This is a genomic window from Gaoshiqia hydrogeniformans, from assembly GCF_049347105.1.
GTDB classification, from domain to species: Bacteria; Bacteroidota; Bacteroidia; order Bacteroidales; family Prolixibacteraceae; genus Gaoshiqia; species Gaoshiqia hydrogeniformans.
Map to the genome: position 1 here is coordinate 2,305,217 of NZ_CP186334.1, position 18,805 is coordinate 2,324,021.

The following is an 18,805-nucleotide window of genomic DNA, read 5'->3' on the forward strand; positions in this document are numbered from 1 at the left end:
ATTACTCACTTCAAAATGTAAAACTATGAAAAAAAAACGATGTTGTGATGACATCATGTCATTTCTTAATCTAAACCTAAGACGCATGAAATTAACATTGGCGCTGGTTATTTTAACGGTTTTCAGCAGTTTGGCCGCCGACCTGTACTCCCAGAATACCAAACTCAGTCTGGAACACAAAAATGAGAAAATCGTCACCCTGCTCCGCGAAATTGAAGACAAGAGCGAATTCCGCTTTTTTTATAACGAAGAAGTCGATGTCAACTCGAAAGTTTCCATTGAAATTTCGGATGCTTCGATCCAGGAAATTTTGAACCAGATCTTTAAAAATAAAGAAGTCGGCTACGAAATTATTGGCCGGCAGGTGATCCTGCGTGCCGGGACAACCGCTTATACAGGTCAGCAGCCGGCGCGGGTCAGCGGCAAAGTCACCGACTCTTCAGGCCTGGCCTTACCCGGGGTTACGGTGGTAATAAAAGGAACCGCGATAGGAACGATTACTGACGGAGATGGGGCTTACTTCATTCCAAACGTTCCGGGAAATGCAACGTTGGTGTTTTCGTTTGTGGGGATGAAACAACAGGAAATAGCTGTTGCCGGGCAGCAAGTGATGAATGTGCGCATGGAGGAAGAAACCATTGGTTTGGAAGAGGTTGTGGCTATTGGTTACGGTACAGTGAAAAAGAGTGACCTAACCGGATCGGTTGTTTCGTTAAACAGCGAAGATTTAAATAGAGTTAATTCGGTATCGGTAGATCAATTATTACAAGGCAGGGCTGCGGGTGTTCAGATTACACAAGCAAGTCATGCTCCAGGAGGAGGTGTTTCTGTTAGAATCAGAGGGACTGGTTCTATAACTGCAGGACAAGAGCCTCTATATGTTGTAGATGGATTTCCTATTAATAACGTTTCTACAGCTACTGGGCAATTAAACAGTGGATTTGATGGACAACTGCCAGAGAACAATCCATTGAACTCCATAAATCCGGCCGATATTAAGTCTATTGAAATTCTTAAGGATGCTTCTGCTGCTGCCATTTATGGATCAAGAGGTTCGAATGGGGTTGTGATCATAACCACAAAAAGTGGAACTAGTGGCAGTGTTCCTAAGTTTAATTTTAACACAAGTTATTCTGTTACCAAGATTAGGCATAAAATAGACGTATTAAATACATCAGATTACATCAATGTAATGAACGAATTAGAAATTGCCAGGGGCAACGCAGCCCCCTTTGATAGCAATTTTATAAATTCTGTTGGAGCTGGAACGGATTGGCAAGATGAGATATTGCAAATAGGATTCACACAGACGAATAACCTATCCTTGTCAGGAAAATCGGGAGGGACCACTTACTACTCCTCTCTTAGCTCCTATGAGGAAGAGGGTATTATAAAGAATACAGGTTACAACCGTTATCAGGCTCGGTTGAATTTAGATCAAAAGGTTAGTGATAGATTCACTTTTGGAATGAAATTGAACACCTCCTTCGAAAAAAACAAACAGGTTCCGGTAAATGGATTTGCCATTAATGAACAAGGTGACGCCGTTTATCTGGCCCTTAATAACGCTCCTGTTAATCCCGTTTTTAATGATGATGGCAGTGTTTTTAGACCTGACAGAGATGGGGAATTATTTGCATTGACCCTAGGTAGCCCTTACGGCGTGGTAAATGGACAGATACTAAAAGAAGAGATCAACCGAACCATCGTGAATGTTTATGGAGAGTATAGCTTTCTGTCGGAATTAAAAGCGAAAGTAACACTAGGATCTGACAGGATGAATAAACGCAGGGATATTTATTCAAACAGGATATCTCAACAGGGTGAATCTGCGGGGGGTATTGCCACTATTGTAGGTGGTGAATTGTCAAATATGCTGCTGGAAGGTATTTTGACCTTTAACAAAACGATAGCAGATAAGCATTCATTAACTGCAATGATCGGAAACACCTACCAGATTTTTGAAAACAGGACTTTTTCTGCCGGAACTCAGGGATTTGCGTCAGACGTTATCGAAACAAACGACTTAAGTTTGGGAACTCAGTCCCTAAATGAAGTCGGTAGTTTTGCTTCGGAACGCAGACTATTGTCTTACATCGGCAGGATTAACTATGGTTTTGATGATAAGTATTTGCTAACTGCTTCGATAAGAGCCGATGGGTCGTCGAATTTTGGAACCAATAAGCGATATGGCTATTTCTCTTCTTTTTCCGGAGCATGGAAAATTATAAACGAATCGTTTCTAAAGGATTTCGATGTACTTTCTGACTTAAAATTAAGAGCAGGTTGGGGACAACTTGGCAACGATGATATTGGCATTGCACGAGCACTTGCTACCTATTCAGGAGGCGCTGTTGCTGTTTATGGTGGGCAACAGGTATCGGGGGTTTCTCCTTCAAGGATCCCAAACCCAAATTTAAAATGGGAAACTTCTGAACAGATGAATTTTGGTGTAGATTTCGGATTTTTTAAATCCCGGATAAGGGGAAGTATCGATTACTATAAAAAATCAAATAAAGATTTATTGCTTAATCTGCCAATACCAAGTACTTCCGGGTTTTCAGTACTTGCCAGCAATGTGGGACAGGTTGATAATTCAGGCATCGAAGTCATGCTTAGTACTGTTAATTTGACCGGGGCTTTAAAATGGTCGACCGATTTAAATTTTTCTACCTCTAAAAATGAGGTAGTAAGTTTGGGTAATATACCAGAGATTATTCAATCAAATGCGCAAATATTATCTCTCATTAGGCCAGGGGAAGCACTGTATTCATATTATGGAACCAAAGCAATCGGGATTTTTCAGGAAGGCCAGGCCCCTATTGCAGCTCAACCAAACATAGTGCCAGGAAACCCAATATGGTTGGATGTTAATAAGGATGATCAAATTACTGATGCAGATAGGGTTGTATTAGGTAATCCTTATCCCGATTTCACCTTTGGCATAAACAACTCTCTTAGTTTTAAGAATTTTAACTTGAATGTTTTTATTGATGGGTCCTTAGGTCAAGAGTTGATGAATTGGGCACTAACTGATGCTCTATATCCAAACGATACTTACAGAAACCGGTTGGCAGAACCATTGCTTAACCGCTGGACTCCGGAAAATCCGTCCAATAAATGGCCATCAGCAATAGACTTTAGTAAATATGGAGGTTCGCAATCGAACAGTTTTTTACTATCAGATGCTTCTTTTATTCGTTTAAAAAGCGTGCAGTTAACATACAATGTTCCTATGGATAACATACACTTTTTAAAGTCTCTGGATATATTTATTGGAGGACAGAATCTATTTGTAATAACTGACTATCCAGGATATGATCCGGATGTGAACTCATTGGGACAGTCGGGGGCACGTATCGATCGTACAGCATATCCATCATCCCGTGTATTTCAATTAGGAATTAATGTAGGATTTTAAAAAGAAAAAGAAAATGAAATTATTAAATAGATATTCAGTATTTGCTATCGGGTTACTGGCTCTTATACTGTCGGGCTGTGAAAAACCCCTAGAAATTGAACCAAAATCTGAATTTTCGGGAGCTTTTTTGGAGACTCAGGAAGGCATAGAGGCGCTTTTGGCTTCTGCTTACGCCAATGGCCAGTAAACGGATGGGGAGGCGCTGCCGACTATATCGCTTTAAATGAAGCTACAACCGATATAATGCAAGTTTACATTGGGGCTTACTTCAATAATACAATGAGAAGATATCAGGAATTCAGTTTTAATCCGGGGTGGACAGAAGTTATACAACCTTATTGGCGCCAAAACTACAGGGCTATCAGGGATGCCAACATATTGATTACTACGATTCCAGATCATCCATTGTTAAGTCAGGAACTTAAGGACAGATATCTGGGTGAAGCTAAGTTCCTTAGAGCGACTGCTTATAACTTCCTTTACGACTGGTTTGGGGGAGTTCCTTTGATTACAGAGAATACAACCGATCTTTTCCCGGAACGTGCCTCAGCTCAGGAAATTGAGGATTTCGTGATTTCAGAACTCACAGCAGCAGCCCCTTTACTGCCAACGACTGTGTCGGCAATTGAATTTGGAAGGGCAACCCGTGGTTCGGCTTTAGGCGTGTTGTCCCAGTTTCAGTTAAATACCAAAAATTGGGGTGATGCAGCACAAACAGCTCAACAAGTAATTAATTTAGGGGTCTACCAGTTATTACCTAATTACGCTGATATTTTTGCATTGAACAATGAAGGTAATAAGGAAATGATTTATGTTTTTCCTAACATAGACGTAGAGCCAGTTGGAAGCAATTGGACACGGAATGTGCTCCCCGGAGATTATCCTACTTCAGTAGTAAATGCTGCAACTCAACAAACCATTCAGGATGCTTTTTACTATACGTTTGATCCAAACGATAAAAGAGCGGACTTGATTGTCACTCAATATATTTCAAATAAAGGGGTGTTTGTCGATTTACTTAACCCCACCTCTCTGCCATTAGGTGATAAATATAAACACCCAAGGAGCTTTAAGTACCCTATTGATGAAAATTCAGCAGATCCAACTATTGGTGGTCAGGATGTACCCTATATTCGATACTCCCAAATATTGTTGACCCGTTCAGAAGGATTGGTAATGTCTACAGGTACTGTTTCACAAGAGGCTTTGGATTTATTGAATGAGGTAAGAAACAGAGCGGGACTACCTGATTATACCCTTACAGACATTCCAAATCAGGCGATCTTCATAGACAAAATACTTGCTGAGAGAGGCTGGGAATTATACAGTGAAGGAAAAAGAAGGCCGGATTTAATTAGGCATGGCCGGTTTATTCAAAATGCTTTGGACAGGGGTATCACTTTGGCTAAACCTTTCCATGTGTTATTCCCAATTCCGCAAACAGAAATGGATGCCAATGAAAACCTGATGCAGAACGAAGGTTATAATTAATTATCAGGTATAAATCAAGATGGGGCTGTCCATAAATGTTATAATAATTTTTCTCTGTGAAACGCTGTAAGTAACGCTGTAAAACTTTGTGGTTCATTTTCTTTTTTACCACAGAGCTTCACGGGGTGAAAACACCGATAATCACAGAGTTTTTGGACAGCCTCATCTTTTTATAATTGAGCTGATGTATTTGCATTTTAAATCAATCACTATGAACACCTTTTCGATGTCTTCGTCAAAAACCCGGCAACAAATAGTCAGAACAGAGAAGATTAAAAGCCTTACAAGAAATTTTGCTAGCAATAAACAAGTTGTTTTGCTACTGTTACTATGCTGCATCTTAATGTCATCGCCCCTTTTCGCCCAGCCCGCACGCATAAAAGTTGACCTTGACCGCACCATCGGAGAAGTGGACAAAAATATCTACGGAAATTTTATCGAGCACCTGGGCCGTTGTGTTTACCACGGAATTTACGAGCCGGGCAACTCGTTGTCAGACAGAAATGGGTACAGGATGGATGTTGTGGCCGCGCTCAAAGAATTGAACCCAACGATTGTCCGGTATCCCGGCGGAAACTTTGTTTCCAATTACAACTGGCTCGACGGGGTTGGCCCCAGGTCAGAACGCCCACCGCGCATGGAACTGGCTTGGGGAACCATCGAAAGCAACCAGTTTGGCACCAATGAGTTTATTGAGTATACCAAAACCATTGGCACCGAACCTTATATTGCTGTTAACCTTGGTACCGGAACCATTGAAGAAGCACGCCGATGGGTCGAATACTGCAATGTAAAAGAAGGCCCTTACTTTGCTGAACTTCGCAAAAAGCATGGCTATCCTAAACCTTATCATGTTAAATACTGGGGACTGGGAAACGAAATGGACGGCACCTGGCAAATGGGGCACATGAGCGCTGAAGCATACGCGGACAAAGCCCGCGAAGCAGCCAAACTGATGGTACGTACTTCGCCCGGCATTAAACTGATTGCAGCCGGTTCATCCAACTATCTCGGCAGCGCAGATCCCGACGATTGGAACCAAACGATTCTGGAAGAACTGAAAGATGTGATTGACTACATCGCCCTGCACATTTACGTGGGTAACCCCGACAACCAGTATTACAACTTTGTTTCCACTCCTTTGATTATGGAACAGCGTACCCGCATTGTAAAAGGAATGATTGAACGGGCAATGCAGACTGCTAACCGGGGCAACCGTCCGCCAGTGCACATTGCCTGGGACGAATACAATATCTGTTACCGAAAAATGGAGGGGCTGGAAGAGGTTTACAACCTGGAAGATGCCTTGGTGATTGCCGGTTTCCTGAATGCTTTTGTGCGGAATGCCGATGTGGTAAAAATGGCCAACCTGGCTCAGTTGGTCAATGTAATTGCACCGGTGATGACCAACGAAAAAGGCTTGTTCAAACAAACGATTTTTTATCCGTTGCAATTGTTTGCAAACAACATGTACGGCACGGCGCTGGATGTCTTTGTCGATTGTGAAAAATACAGCACCGATAAGTTCTACAACTCGAATGACCGCCTGCCATCTGAACTGAAGGATGTTCCGTATTTGGATGTTTCGGCTACCTGCAACAACGACGAAGTAACAATTTGTGTGGTAAACAAACATCGCAACCAAGCTATAACCGCTGACATTATTTCACAGAACGGCCCTTTCAAAGGCGATTTTCGGGTATACGAAGTAAACGGTCCGGACCTGAAATCGGAAAACAGTTTCAAAAAAACAGAAGTATGTGCGAAAGAAAAGCCATCAGTTAATCACAACGGAAACAGAATAACTTATGTTTTTCCTGCACATTCAGTTACCATGGTGAAAGGAAAAGTAAGTAGGTAAGTAATGAATAAAATAACTCCTACAATAGGAATATTTATTTCCGGAATCAGTCTTATTTCCTGTTCAAAAACCAATATCGCCGAAAAGAAGCCCAATATCATCATTCTTTTGGCCGATGATTTGGGTTTTGGGGATGTTGGATACAATGGCAGCGACATAAAAACTCCCCATATCGATAAAATAGCATCCGAGGGAGCTCGGTTTAATCAGTTTTATGCCTGCCCAATGTGTTCGCCCACCCGTGCGGGATTAATAACGGGCCGTTACCCGATCCGCTTTGGATTGATGCGTTCAGCCATTTCCCCGCAATGCGATTTTGGACTTTCTGCCAACGAAGAAACCATTGCAGATATGCTTGGAAAAGCAGCTTACGATTACAGGGGCATCATTGGGAAATGGCATCTGGGTTCTCATCGTCCGGAGTGGTTGCCCCATAACCGGGGATTTACTTATTTTAAGGGGTGCCTCAATGGAGCGGTTAATTATTTCAACCGCAACCTGTCCATTTCCCCCAAATTGGAGGGGAGGCTTGATTGGTATGTTAATGACCAATTGGTAAACGAAGAAGGCTATACCACCGACCTGATTGGAGACGCTGCGGTGGACTTTATCAATTCAGTACCCGACAACAAGCCTTTCTTTTTATACGTGCCTTTTACTGCGCCTCACGGCCCTTTTAATGCCAAGCCCGAAGACGAAGCTAAATATCCAGAAAGGGAAGGTGTTAAACGGACTTATGCCGGAATGGTCGATAATATGGATCAAAACATTGGCAAAATATTAAGTTGTCTTAAACAACGGGGACAGTTGGACGATACGTTTGTCCTGTTTTGCAGCGACAACGGAGGTTTGCTCAAAGGGGCCAGCAATGGAGAACTCAGAGGAGGAAAGCTGACCCCGTACCAGGGAGGGATACGCGTGGTCGCAGCAGCAAGATGGCCATCAGGGGGAATCTCCGGGGGAAAAATAATCGAAGAACGTATTGGATATATCGATATTTTGCCGACCCTTATGGCTGTTGCAGGATACGTAGGAAAACCAAAAAACGAACTGGATGGACAAAATATTTTAGCTGTAATGAAAGGGGAAACTATTACGAATGACAGACATTGGTTCACTTATGAAGATCAGGGGGATGACAAAATTGAAGATTTAGCCATTAACACAGATCAATGGAAACTCATTGTTTCGCGGCCAGCGCCAGATGCCGGATTGAAGGGTTCACCGGCTTATAAATTGTTTCGGATTGATTCAGACCCGAACGAAGAAATTGATTTGGCGGGCCAATATCCTGATAAAGTTGAAGAACTGTTTACGGAAATAGAAAAGTTTTACAGTATTAAAGTAAACCCTCAGGTGCCCCAATATTCTGAAAAAGGTATTTATTCGGAGCAAATCTTAAACCCGGCAGGATACTAATCAACAAAATTTAAGATACATGAAACGGAATTTATTGTACACCGCAGTTTCAACATGTCTGGCGTTTACCGTAAATGCCCAAACCGGCCCAAAGCCCAATCTGGTATTATTTCTGGCCGACGACTGCTCGTATTACGACTTGGGCTGTTATGGCAGCGCCGATTCACAAACGCCGAACATCGACCGGTTTGCAACAGAGGGCGTCCGCTTTACCAAAGCATACCAGGCAGCGCCTATGTGTTCGCCCACACGGCACAACCTGCTAACAGGTATCTGGCCTGTAAAAACAGGGGCTTATCCCAACCACACCCGGGCCAAAGAAGGGACACTGAGCATTGTGCAGCAGCTTAAACCTGCCGGTTATCGGGTGGCATTGGTGGGGAAATCACATGTCCATCCTGACGCAGTGTTTCCCTGGGATCTGTATGCCCCGCTTACCAAAAGCAATGATATTAATTTCGCAGCAATCGATTCATTTATTAATGTGTGCAACGAAAACCACCAGCCCTTCTGTCTTTTTGTGATGTCGAACCAGCCTCACACTCCCTGGAATAAAGGGGATCAGGAAATGTTTCACCCTGAAAAAGTAAAGCTCCCTCCCTTTTTTGTGGATATTCCCGAAACAAGAAACGATTTCTGCAAATACCTGGCAGAAATCAATTACATGGATAACGAATTCGGAACCTTGCTTTATAAAATTGAGAAATACAATCTTACCGATAACTCAGCGATTGTTTTTTTGAGCGAACAGGGAAACAGTTTCCCTTTTGCCAAATGGACCTGTTACGATGTCGGGGTCCGTTCGGCCTGTATCGTCCGCTGGCCCGGTAAAATAAAACCGGGCGCCACATCGGATGCCATTATCGAATATGTCGATATTGTCCCTACTTTTCTTGAAATAGCAGGGACAAAACCAATTGCCCCGCTCGACGGGAAAAGCATTGTGCCATTGCTCACCGAAGAATGCCGGGAACACAAACAATACACTTTCTCCCTGCAAACTACACGCGGCATTATCAACGGAAGCGATCATTACGGGATACGGTCGGTTGCCGATAAGAAGTACCGGTACATCATTAACCTGAGCCCGGAAGCAACTTTTCAAAATGCTGAAACGAAAGGGAAACTTTTTGCGAGATGGAAAGAAATAGCCGAAAACGACCCTTTTGCCCGTGAAATGACACACCGTTATCAGCACCGTGCGGAGGTAGAGCTATATGATATTGAAAACGACATCTATTGCGTCAATAACATTGCCAATAACCCGGAAAACAGAGATATACTTAAACAAATGAACCAGGTTTTAACCGAATGGATGGCTTCTTGCGGCGACAAAGGACAGGAAACAGAGATGGAAGCGCTCCTCCATTTGCACAGAGGTTCCAATGAGGAAAAATGAAAATAGAATTTACTAACCAAATAAGTAATTTACCATGAATAAAAGGACAATTGCTGCCTTAGCCACAATGTTTTCATTCAGTGCAGGATTAGCTCAAAAACCCAATATTGTTTTAATACTGGCTGATGATATGGGATTTTCCGATATCGGATGTTATGGAAGTGAAATTCCGACACCCAATATCGATAAACTCGCGCAACATGGAGTTCGGTTTTCACAGTTCTACAATACAGCCAGATGCTGTCCGACAAGGGCTTCGCTACTAACCGGTCTTTATCAGCACGAAGTCGGAGTTGGACACATGACTTCAGAAGGGCCTTTCGACTTCGATTATGGAGTTGACGGCTACAAAGGACAATTAAACCGGAATGGTGTAACCATTGCTGAGGTGCTAAAAACAGCTGGCTATAGTACCTACATGACCGGAAAGTGGCATCTTGGACACGATATGGATGATCGCCCTTTGCAACGCGGATTTGATAAATATTATGGCTGTCTCAGAGGGGCTTTTAATTATTTTAAACCCGAAGATTTGTTCATGTACGGGAATGACGTATTGGAGGAACCAGACCCGTCAACTTTCTATGCTACCGATGCTTTTACCGATTCAGCGGTACACTGGATAACTCAGAACCAGAACGATCAGCCGTTTTTCCTTTATATGGCTTATAATGCGCCTCACTGGCCTTTACATGCTAGAAATGAGGACGTTGATAAATTTGTCGGCAAGTATATGGTTGGCTGGGATGAATTGCGGCGCCAACGATTTGAACGTCAGGTCGAAATTGGTTTGTTTGATGAGTCATTGGGCGTTTCCCCACGCGACAGTAATGTAAGACCCTGGGAGCAGGTGCCTGAAGATCAGAAGACACGTTCCGATTATAGAATGGCTGTTTATGCCGCACAGGTATTTTCAATTGATGAGAATGTTGGCAAAATAATAGCAGCATTGGAAGAAAAAGGCGAAATCGAAAATACGCTGATTATTTTCCTCTCGGATAATGGCGCTTGCGCCGAACCGTATAATGAATTCGGAGGAGGGGCATTTGAAGATGTAAATAATCCGGAAAAAAGTGGTGTCATTTCTATCGGCAGAGGCTGGGCTAACTTGTGTAATACTCCCTTCCGCCGCTATAAAAATTCGGCCTACGAAGGCGGAATTGCAACCCCTTTTGTAGCGCATTGGCCCAAAGGAATATCCTCCGAACTTGAAGGGCATTTTATTGATGATGTCGCCCACATTACCGATATCATGCCTACACTGGTTAATATGGCTGATGCCGATTATCCTAAACAATACAAGGGCAATTTTATTTTTGATTTGGCAGGTACGAGCTTTGCTCCGGTTTTTTCCGGAATGGAAAGAAAACCGAGTGAGTTTCTGTTTTTCGAACATGAAAATAATTGCGCTGTTCGTTCCGGCGAATGGAAAATTATTTCACGATTTGGTGATTTTGAGTGGGAGCTGTACAACGTAGTTGAAGATAGAAATGAACTTCATGATGTAGCATCGAAGCATCCCGAAATTGTGGAAAAACTGGCTAAAGCATGGAGGACATGGGCACAGGACAATCAAGTTGTTCCCAAAGGAGATTCAAAAGGGAAAGGATATTCAACTCCTCATAACAAACAAAACTAAACGATAAGATTTGATTCATTTTCCCATTTTACAATTGCAAAAGCCATATAGAACGGGATTTGGGTTTTGTCAAGAGCAAGGTAGGCACGAAGCCGCTTTTTATACCTTTGACAGCTTCCGAATCCCATTTTCCTGTTTCATCACATTTTTCTCGTATGATTTTTATTTGACTGGAATAGAGTAAAAATAAGATTGGTTTTTTTTGATTTTGGGTGTCCCATTGACGAAAACTGGATAAGAGACGAAAAAGAATAATCCTGTTTCATTTTTCGGTGCTGATATTTAGTTTTACTTTTGACATGCTCCGAAAGGAGGAAAGAAAAACTAAATGGAGAAAAAGATGGAGAAAACAGATGACGCTCTTTTATGGAGAAGGATGAAGTCGGGCGATCAGGAGTCGTTTTCTCAGATCTTTAAGTTTTATTACCCCAAACTGTATGCTTACGGCGTCAAGCTAATCCCTTTTCCCGATTTTGTAAGAGATCAGATACAGGATCTTTTTATTACGATCTGGCAAAACCGGGAAGGTCTCGGTGATGTGTCTAATCTACTGGCCTATTTATTCGTTTCTTTACGCAGGAGGATTTTAATTGCAAAAAAGGCCAAGCTGAATATGAATCCCCTGGATGATATTTCAGAAGAAGATTCTCAATCCTTAGTGTTTGACCCCGATGAATTTATTGACAAAGTTTATCTGTCGGTTCACATAAAAGACAAGCTTGTCAGAAATCTGAACGCTTTGCCGGTTAGTCAGCGGGAAATCATCTTTCTCCGGTTTTATCACCGGCTGACTTACCGGGAAATTGCTGCTATTGTCCAGATCAAGGAACAATCGATAAAAAACAATATGCCGCGGATCCTTCAAAAACTGTCGGAAGGTTTAACCGGTATTTCGGAAGAAGATATTAATGATATGGACATCATGTTGTTTAATCTTTTTTTGCTCTTTCAAAAAAAATAATCCGGTTTTTTGCAGTACTACTTCCTGATTTCATACTCTTAATAAATAGACAGGGAAATTTATTAATGAAGGTATGACTGATCGAAATCATTTTAACGAACTTCTTGCCGACGAAGAATTCCAGAATGGGTTAATTCACTTTGACTTGCTGGACGAAGCAAGCCGGAAGGCACTTATAAAACGCTATTCGGTTGGCAAAAAAGAATTTATTAAGGCGAGAACGCTTATCGGCGGATTGAGTTTCAAAGAGACCAGGTTTTCAGAAGAAGAATTAAATTACTTGTGGGAACGGCTGGGCATAGGAACATCTGCAAATCTGCCACGCCCCAAACTGCACACCCGAACCATTATAAATTGGGTTAGCAGAATAGCTGCCATCCTGTTTATTCCATTGTTCATTACCTCTCTCTGGTTTTTTAATAAAACCCAGCAATTAACATCGTTCAAAAATGAAGAAATCGATCGGTTAGCCGGAATTTACAATACGGTTTCGGCCCCGTTGGGAGGCAGAACAAAGGCTGTATTGCCCGATGGTTCCGAAGTATGGTTGAATTCGGGCAGTTCGGTTCAATATCCGATCGTGGGCGACCCGGCATACCGGGAAGTAAAATTAAGCGGCGAAGGTTTTTTCAGAGTTATAAAAGACCCTGAGAAACCGATGCTGGTAACAGTCTCCGGGATGCAGGTGAAAGTGTACGGCACTACTTTTAACCTCCGGGCTTACGACGATGATCCTGATGTGGAAGCAGCCTTGGTTGAAGGTGAGATATCGATCGTAAAGTTGAACGGGAAAGGAAATCAGTCAGATACTGAATACCGGATGAAACCGGGAGAGATGGGAAGGCTGGACCGGGGAAAAGATATGCTTACCGTTACCAGGGCGGATCATATGGACGTGTTTACAGGTTGGGTGAACGGGAAATATGTATTCAGGAACAAACCGTTTAAAGGGATATTAAACCGGCTTGAACGGTTACATAACGTGGAATTTGTTTTGGAAGACAGAACATTGGAAGAGTACAATTTCAACGCCACGTTTGAAGATCAGAACATTGACCGGATTATGGAAATATTTGCAGTTTCGTTGCCGATCACATGGCGGTCGGTTAAAGCTGAGAAAAATAACGATACCACGTTTTCAACAAGAAAAATAATCATATCAAGAGATAACACCCGAAGGTTACAATGAACACTTAAAAATTAAAAATGCAGGAAAGAATGGCCCTCTTCCCTGCATCAGTTTAAAAGGTTTAAAACCTTAATATGAATTAAACACCTAAAATTATGGAAAAAAAACGAATGTTCTACGCCCGTAGCAGAATTATTGGCTTTGAGCAAAAAATTGGTTTAAAAATGAAACTAACGCTACTGCTTTTACTTGTGGGTTTTCTCAACCTGATGGCATCCGAGGGTTACTCGCAAATGGCAAAACTCACGATCTCATTTAAAAATGCAACGGTGGAACAAGTCCTTGCCGGTATTGAAGACAACAGTGAATTCAATTTTGTTTACAACCGCGACGTCATCGATTTGGACCGGAAAGTAGATGTTAATTACAAAGACGCAAAAGTTAATGACATCCTGGGTGATTTGTTCAAGAACACCAATGTGACCTATCGCCTGATTGACAGAACAATCGTGTTGTCAACGCTTTCGGAAGCCGGATTCATTCAGCAGTCCAGAAACATCTCCGGTAAAGTCACCGACTCCTTCGGCGCTCCGCTTCCGGGCGTCACGGTTGTGCTAAAGGGCACTACGAATGGTACGATCACAGATTTGGAAGGCAACTACCTGCTTTCCAATGTTCCGCCCAATGCAACCATTGTATTCTCTTTTGTCGGGATGAAAACCATTGAAAAAGAAGTTTCCGGTCAATCAGTGATCAATGTATCGATGACCGATGAAACCATTGGCCTGGAAGAAGTGGTGGCGATTGGGTACGGTACTGCCCGTAAAAGCGACTTGACCGGGGCGGTTGCAAGCGTACAAGGCGAGAATTTATCCAAACGTTCGACACAACAGCTTTCTACTGCCATGCAGGGCCAGATGGCAGGGGTGCAGGTTACCCGCTCGTCGGGGGCGCCGGGCGCTTCGGCCACGATACGTATCCGTGGTATCACCACGCTTTCGAACAACGATCCTTTGGTGATTGTCGATGGTGTTCCCTCATCGCTTAACGATGTGGTAGCAGCCGACGTGGAGACCATGACCGTACTGAAAGATGCAGCCTCGGCGTCAATTTATGGTTCGCGTGCGGCAGCAGGGGTAATCCTGATCACCACCAAACGCGCCAAACAGAACCAATTCTCATTCGACTACAACTATGAATACGGCATTGACAAACCCACCACGCAGCCTAAGAATGGTGACGTGATCGACTGGATGAATGTGCAAAATGAAGTAAAGTGGAATGATGGTGCTTCAGATCCTTATTCACAATACTCGCAAGAGACAATTGCTTCGTGGCTTAGCAACAACGCTACCGATCCCTGGCACTATCCCAATACCGACTGGGTGGATTTGATACTGAAAAAATCGACTTCGCATGAACAGCATATGCTGAGTGTTTCGGGAGGTACAGAAAGACTGCGTACGAAATCCACTTTTAACTATCAGAAAGGCGACGGCTATTATCTGAATAAGTCGTATGAACGTTTTGCGGGCCGTGTGAACAACGACTATAAAATAACAAATTGGCTCAATGCCAATCTTGACCTGGACTTTTCAAAATCAACCGCGATCTCCCCGTCTCAAATTAACGCCATTTACTGGGCATATCTGGTTGCGCCCTATTACACCCCCAGATGGGAGGACGGCCGCTACGCCGACGTGAAAGACGGGGCCAACCCGCTCGCCGGCCTCGAACAAGGCGGCACGAACAACATCGATTATTATAAGTTTGGCGCCAAGGCACAATTCGACATCACTCCCATGAATGGCCTTACGCTGACAGCCATTGTAGCGCCGCGATATGCATTCACGAATGGCAAAAAATTCTCGCGCGCCGTGCCGGTTTACTACGAAAATGGTTCCACCACCAATATGCAGTTACACAAGGTTACCGGTCTTGAGGAGTCGCGTAACAACAACAACAGCTTCACCACCCAGTTCTACGGCAACTATCAAAAAAAATTGGGCGAACACTCGTTTAACATCATGGCCGGTTATGAGGGCTACTCCTATAAGTGGGAAGAGCTGGGTGCTTCGCGTACCAACTATCTGCTCGACACCTATCCTTACCTCAACATCGGGCCTGAGGATTATCAGTACAATTTGGGCAAAGCAGGACATAACGCTTACGAATCAGTATTCGGACGCCTGATGTATTCCTATAAAAACAAGTACATGATTCAGGGGAATGTCCGTAGTGACGGCTCGTCCCGCTTCGCAGAAAATTTCCGTTGGGGTACCTTCTACTCAACCTCGGCCGGTTGGGTCATTTCAGAGGAATCCTGGTTCAAAAATAACTTTGTAGATTACCTGAAGTTGCGCGGTTCCATCGGCCAACTCGGTAATGAACGTATCGGCTCGGAATTTCCTTATCAGGCAGCCATTAACTTCGGCAATAGTTACATGTACGACAAATCAACGTCATCTGTAACAGCCGTACAGAATGCTGCTCAGGTTTATTATGCATTCGAGAACATCACATGGGAAACGACTACAACATACGGTGGCGGCCTTGATCTTCATCTCGTCGACAGCCGCTTGCGTCTCTCAGGCGACTACTATTACAAAAAAACCAACGACATGTTGCTTGTCCTCGGCTTTCCCTCCTACGCGGGATTTTCGGCGCCACAACAAAATGCGGGCGATATGTACACCAAAGGCTGGGATGTGGAAGTGGGCTGGTCTGATAAAATTGGCGATTTCTGGTACAGCGTCTCGGCAAACTTGTCTGACTACCGTTCAAAAATGGGCTATCTGGGCGACAAACGCACCATTCATGCAAATGATGATAGGGATGAAAACAATAGATATAAGTACTATGAAAAGGGCTCCTATTATAATGAGTGGTTCCTGTACAAGACTGATGGCCTGTTTCAGACCGATGCCGACCTCTACGATGCAAACGGCAACAAATATCCTACGCTCACGGCAAACGATAAAGCGGGAAATATTAAATACATGGATACCGATGATAGCAAAACCATCAATTCTGATGATAAAGTGGGCCTCGGTAACTCGCTGCCTGAATACCTTTACGGAGGCAATATTGCCATGGGCTGGAAGGGGTTTGATTTCAACCTTTCGTTTCAGGGAGTAGGACACCAACGCGTACTGTTCAATTCGGCATGGATACAGCCGCTGAAAGAACAATGGGGCGCTGTTCCGGAACTCTTACTGGACAACTACTGGAGCCAACACAATACCGAAGTGCAGAATCTCAAAGCCAAATACCCTCGCCTGACCTATACTAACACTACAAATACATTTACACCATCAGATTATTGGCTTTTCAATGGCGCTTATTTCCGGGTAAAAAATATCACGCTGGGCTATTCGGTGCCTAAAAATTTATTAAGTAAGGCAAAAATCAAAGATTTGCGCTGCTATTTAAGTGTGAATGACCTGCCGGCCATCAGCAACTATCCGAAAGGATGGGACCCGGAAGTGGGCTCATCGTCAGATTTTATATCAACATCATTCATCCTGGGTGTTAATGTCAAATTCTAAAAAATTCAATCGTATGAAAAAGATACTATCAATTACCGTTATATTTTCAGCGTTCTCCTTCCCGGCCTGCGTTGATCTCGACCTGAATCCCCTCTCGGAAGGATCCAGTGAAAACTGGTATTCAACGCAACAGGAGATAGAAATGTCGGTAAACGATTTTTACCGCACGGACTTTTTCCCCATTGACGATATGGCCTGGGGTGACGACATGACAGCACGCAACACGACCTCGGTTGTACAGAATGGGACGATGACCGCTGAGAACGGCACTGTAGCCGGCCGCTGGCAAAATTACTATAAGGGTATTGCCCGTTCGTTACGCCTGCTAAACAAGATGGACGATGCCCGCGCAATTGGCGTGCCGGAAGCTAAAATTACGCAGTATGAGGGTGAAGCTTATTTTTATATGGGTTATGCCTACGGAATGCTGGCCTTCCACTGGGGCGATGCCATTCTCGACAAAACGGGCATGACCCTCGACGAGGCCTATGTGATAGCGCGTTCGCCCAAAGCCGACGTGTTGGCCTACAGTTACGAATGCTTGGATAAGGCGGCCGAACGCCTGCCGACCAGCTACTCAGGCATCCAGCGTGCTACGAAAGGCGCCGCCCTTGCATTTAAGGCGCGTATAGCCCTTAGGAACGGTGATCACGAAACGGCTGCAACGGCTGCAAAAGCTTGTATGGATTTAAATGTCTATAAACTCCACAACAATTATCGGGATTTGTTTACCGTGTCGTGGTCGGACGAATGGATATTTTTCTTTCGTGGCGATGTAACATTGAAAAAGTACTACTGGGCTGCCGGTGACGTACTCAACAGCATTTCCCGTCTTGCGGGAGGATGGGGAGGACAGAAAGCTCCTTCGTACGAACTGCTTTGTGCTTATCCATGTATTGACGGTAAACCCATTGACGAGTCGCCTCTTTACAACCCAAAAGACTTTTTCGAAAACCGCGACCCACGGATGGCCATGACCATCGTACCCTTCGCTACTGCGCATAACAAAGATGTTCTCGCCGGAACCTATAACCCTCAGAACTATGTGTGGCTTGGTTATGAGTATTCGCCCGCACCTAACCGTACCACGGTTTACCGTGCATCCGATGGCACGCAAGTAAGCAATACCGATTCGAAAGCACGTGCCGAACACGCATCTTACACTGGTTTGCTGTTTAAAAAGTATATCGACAACACATTCCTTGAAAACGGGCGCACCGGCGCGCCCACCACCTATCCCTTGTTACGTTACGGCGATGTGCTGCTGATGTATGCCGAAGCCATGATCGAACAAAACAAGTGTACACAGGAAGTATTGGATCAAACCATCAATAAATTGAGGGAGAGAGCTTATGCAGGAACAGGGATTGCCTATCCGCCGGTTACACTTGGTACACAAAGCGCGATGCGTACGGTCCTCCGTACCGAACGTTTCATTGAGCTTGCCTGGGAAGGCCATCGCTATGCCGATTTAATTCGCTGGAAACTTGCCGAAAAGGTTTACAACCGGCCCAGTTACTTCCTGCGCCGTGCCTGGTCAGGCTCAACCTCCTGGAATGGCGACGAGGCTTCTGTTTCTACAGAATACCGTCAACTGATACAGAACTGGAACAACGGAAACTATCCCATCGGAGGTGTACCGGAGATTGATGAAAATGGCATCGCCGACCTGAGCGGTATGGTTACTGTAGGTTATATCGTTGTGGCAACTGAACGAAATTTCGATGCCGGACGCGACTATCTGTGGCCTGTACCTGATGCTGACCGCCTGATTAACGAAAACCTTGATCAGAACCCAAAGTGGTAACAGCATGAACAAAATAATAAGAGGCTGACTCGTCTTTCATTTTTAGTCAGCCTCTTATTATTCAATTGAATGAGAAGGTTTCGTACCTTTCCATCTTCGTCGCAAGTATGGATTCATGTAAAATATTTCA

The 18,805-nt window shown here is 43.9% G+C and carries 11 protein-coding genes; all 11 read left to right on the forward strand.

Annotated elements, in window-relative coordinates; genetic code table 11:
* Nucleotides 1–25: 25 nt before the first annotated feature.
* Complete coding sequence (locus ACOIT5_RS09290) at nucleotides 26–3,421, forward strand: TonB-dependent receptor (protein WP_423130185.1); 3,396 nt, start codon at nucleotides 26–28, stop codon at nucleotides 3,419–3,421.
* A 13-nt stretch (nucleotides 3,422–3,434) separates the two neighbouring features.
* The gene (locus tag ACOIT5_RS09295; RefSeq protein WP_423130186.1) at nucleotides 3,435–3,608 is read left to right on the forward strand and encodes a hypothetical protein; all 174 of its coding nucleotides are present in this window, start codon (nucleotides 3,435–3,437) and stop codon (nucleotides 3,606–3,608) included.
* A 92-nt stretch (nucleotides 3,609–3,700) separates the two neighbouring features.
* On the forward strand, nucleotides 3,701–4,912 hold the full coding sequence (locus tag ACOIT5_RS09300; RefSeq protein WP_423130187.1) for a RagB/SusD family nutrient uptake outer membrane protein: 1,212 nt from the start codon (nucleotides 3,701–3,703) through the stop codon (nucleotides 4,910–4,912).
* Between the two features lie 316 nt (nucleotides 4,913–5,228).
* Nucleotides 5,229–6,773, forward strand: coding sequence for an alpha-N-arabinofuranosidase (locus tag ACOIT5_RS09305; RefSeq protein WP_423130188.1), 1,545 nt, complete (start codon nucleotides 5,229–5,231; stop codon nucleotides 6,771–6,773).
* A gap of 3 nt (nucleotides 6,774–6,776) precedes the next feature.
* Complete coding sequence (locus ACOIT5_RS09310; protein ID WP_423130189.1) at nucleotides 6,777–8,192, forward strand: sulfatase-like hydrolase/transferase; 1,416 nt, start codon at nucleotides 6,777–6,779, stop codon at nucleotides 8,190–8,192.
* A 19-nt stretch (nucleotides 8,193–8,211) separates the two neighbouring features.
* Nucleotides 8,212–9,591, forward strand: a complete 1,380-nt coding sequence (locus ACOIT5_RS09315) for a sulfatase family protein (protein ID WP_423130190.1) — start codon at nucleotides 8,212–8,214, stop codon at nucleotides 9,589–9,591.
* Nucleotides 9,592–9,625: 34 nt separating this feature from the next.
* The gene (locus ACOIT5_RS09320; RefSeq protein ID WP_423130191.1) at nucleotides 9,626–11,230 is read left to right on the forward strand and encodes an arylsulfatase; all 1,605 of its coding nucleotides are present in this window, start codon (nucleotides 9,626–9,628) and stop codon (nucleotides 11,228–11,230) included.
* Nucleotides 11,231–11,570: 340 nt separating this feature from the next.
* A complete protein-coding gene (locus tag ACOIT5_RS09325; protein ID WP_423130192.1) occupies nucleotides 11,571–12,191 on the forward strand; it encodes an RNA polymerase sigma factor in 621 nt (206 codons plus the stop codon).
* A gap of 73 nt (nucleotides 12,192–12,264) precedes the next feature.
* Nucleotides 12,265–13,380: a FecR family protein gene (locus ACOIT5_RS09330; RefSeq protein WP_423130193.1), complete on the forward strand. Its 1,116-nt coding sequence runs from the start codon at nucleotides 12,265–12,267 to the stop codon at nucleotides 13,378–13,380.
* Nucleotides 13,381–13,544: 164 nt separating this feature from the next.
* Nucleotides 13,545–16,868: a TonB-dependent receptor gene (locus ACOIT5_RS09335; RefSeq protein ID WP_423130194.1), complete on the forward strand. Its 3,324-nt coding sequence runs from the start codon at nucleotides 13,545–13,547 to the stop codon at nucleotides 16,866–16,868.
* A 13-nt stretch (nucleotides 16,869–16,881) separates the two neighbouring features.
* Nucleotides 16,882–18,675, forward strand: coding sequence for a RagB/SusD family nutrient uptake outer membrane protein (locus tag ACOIT5_RS09340; RefSeq protein WP_423130195.1), 1,794 nt, complete (start codon nucleotides 16,882–16,884; stop codon nucleotides 18,673–18,675).
* Nucleotides 18,676–18,805 lie beyond the last annotated feature (130 nt).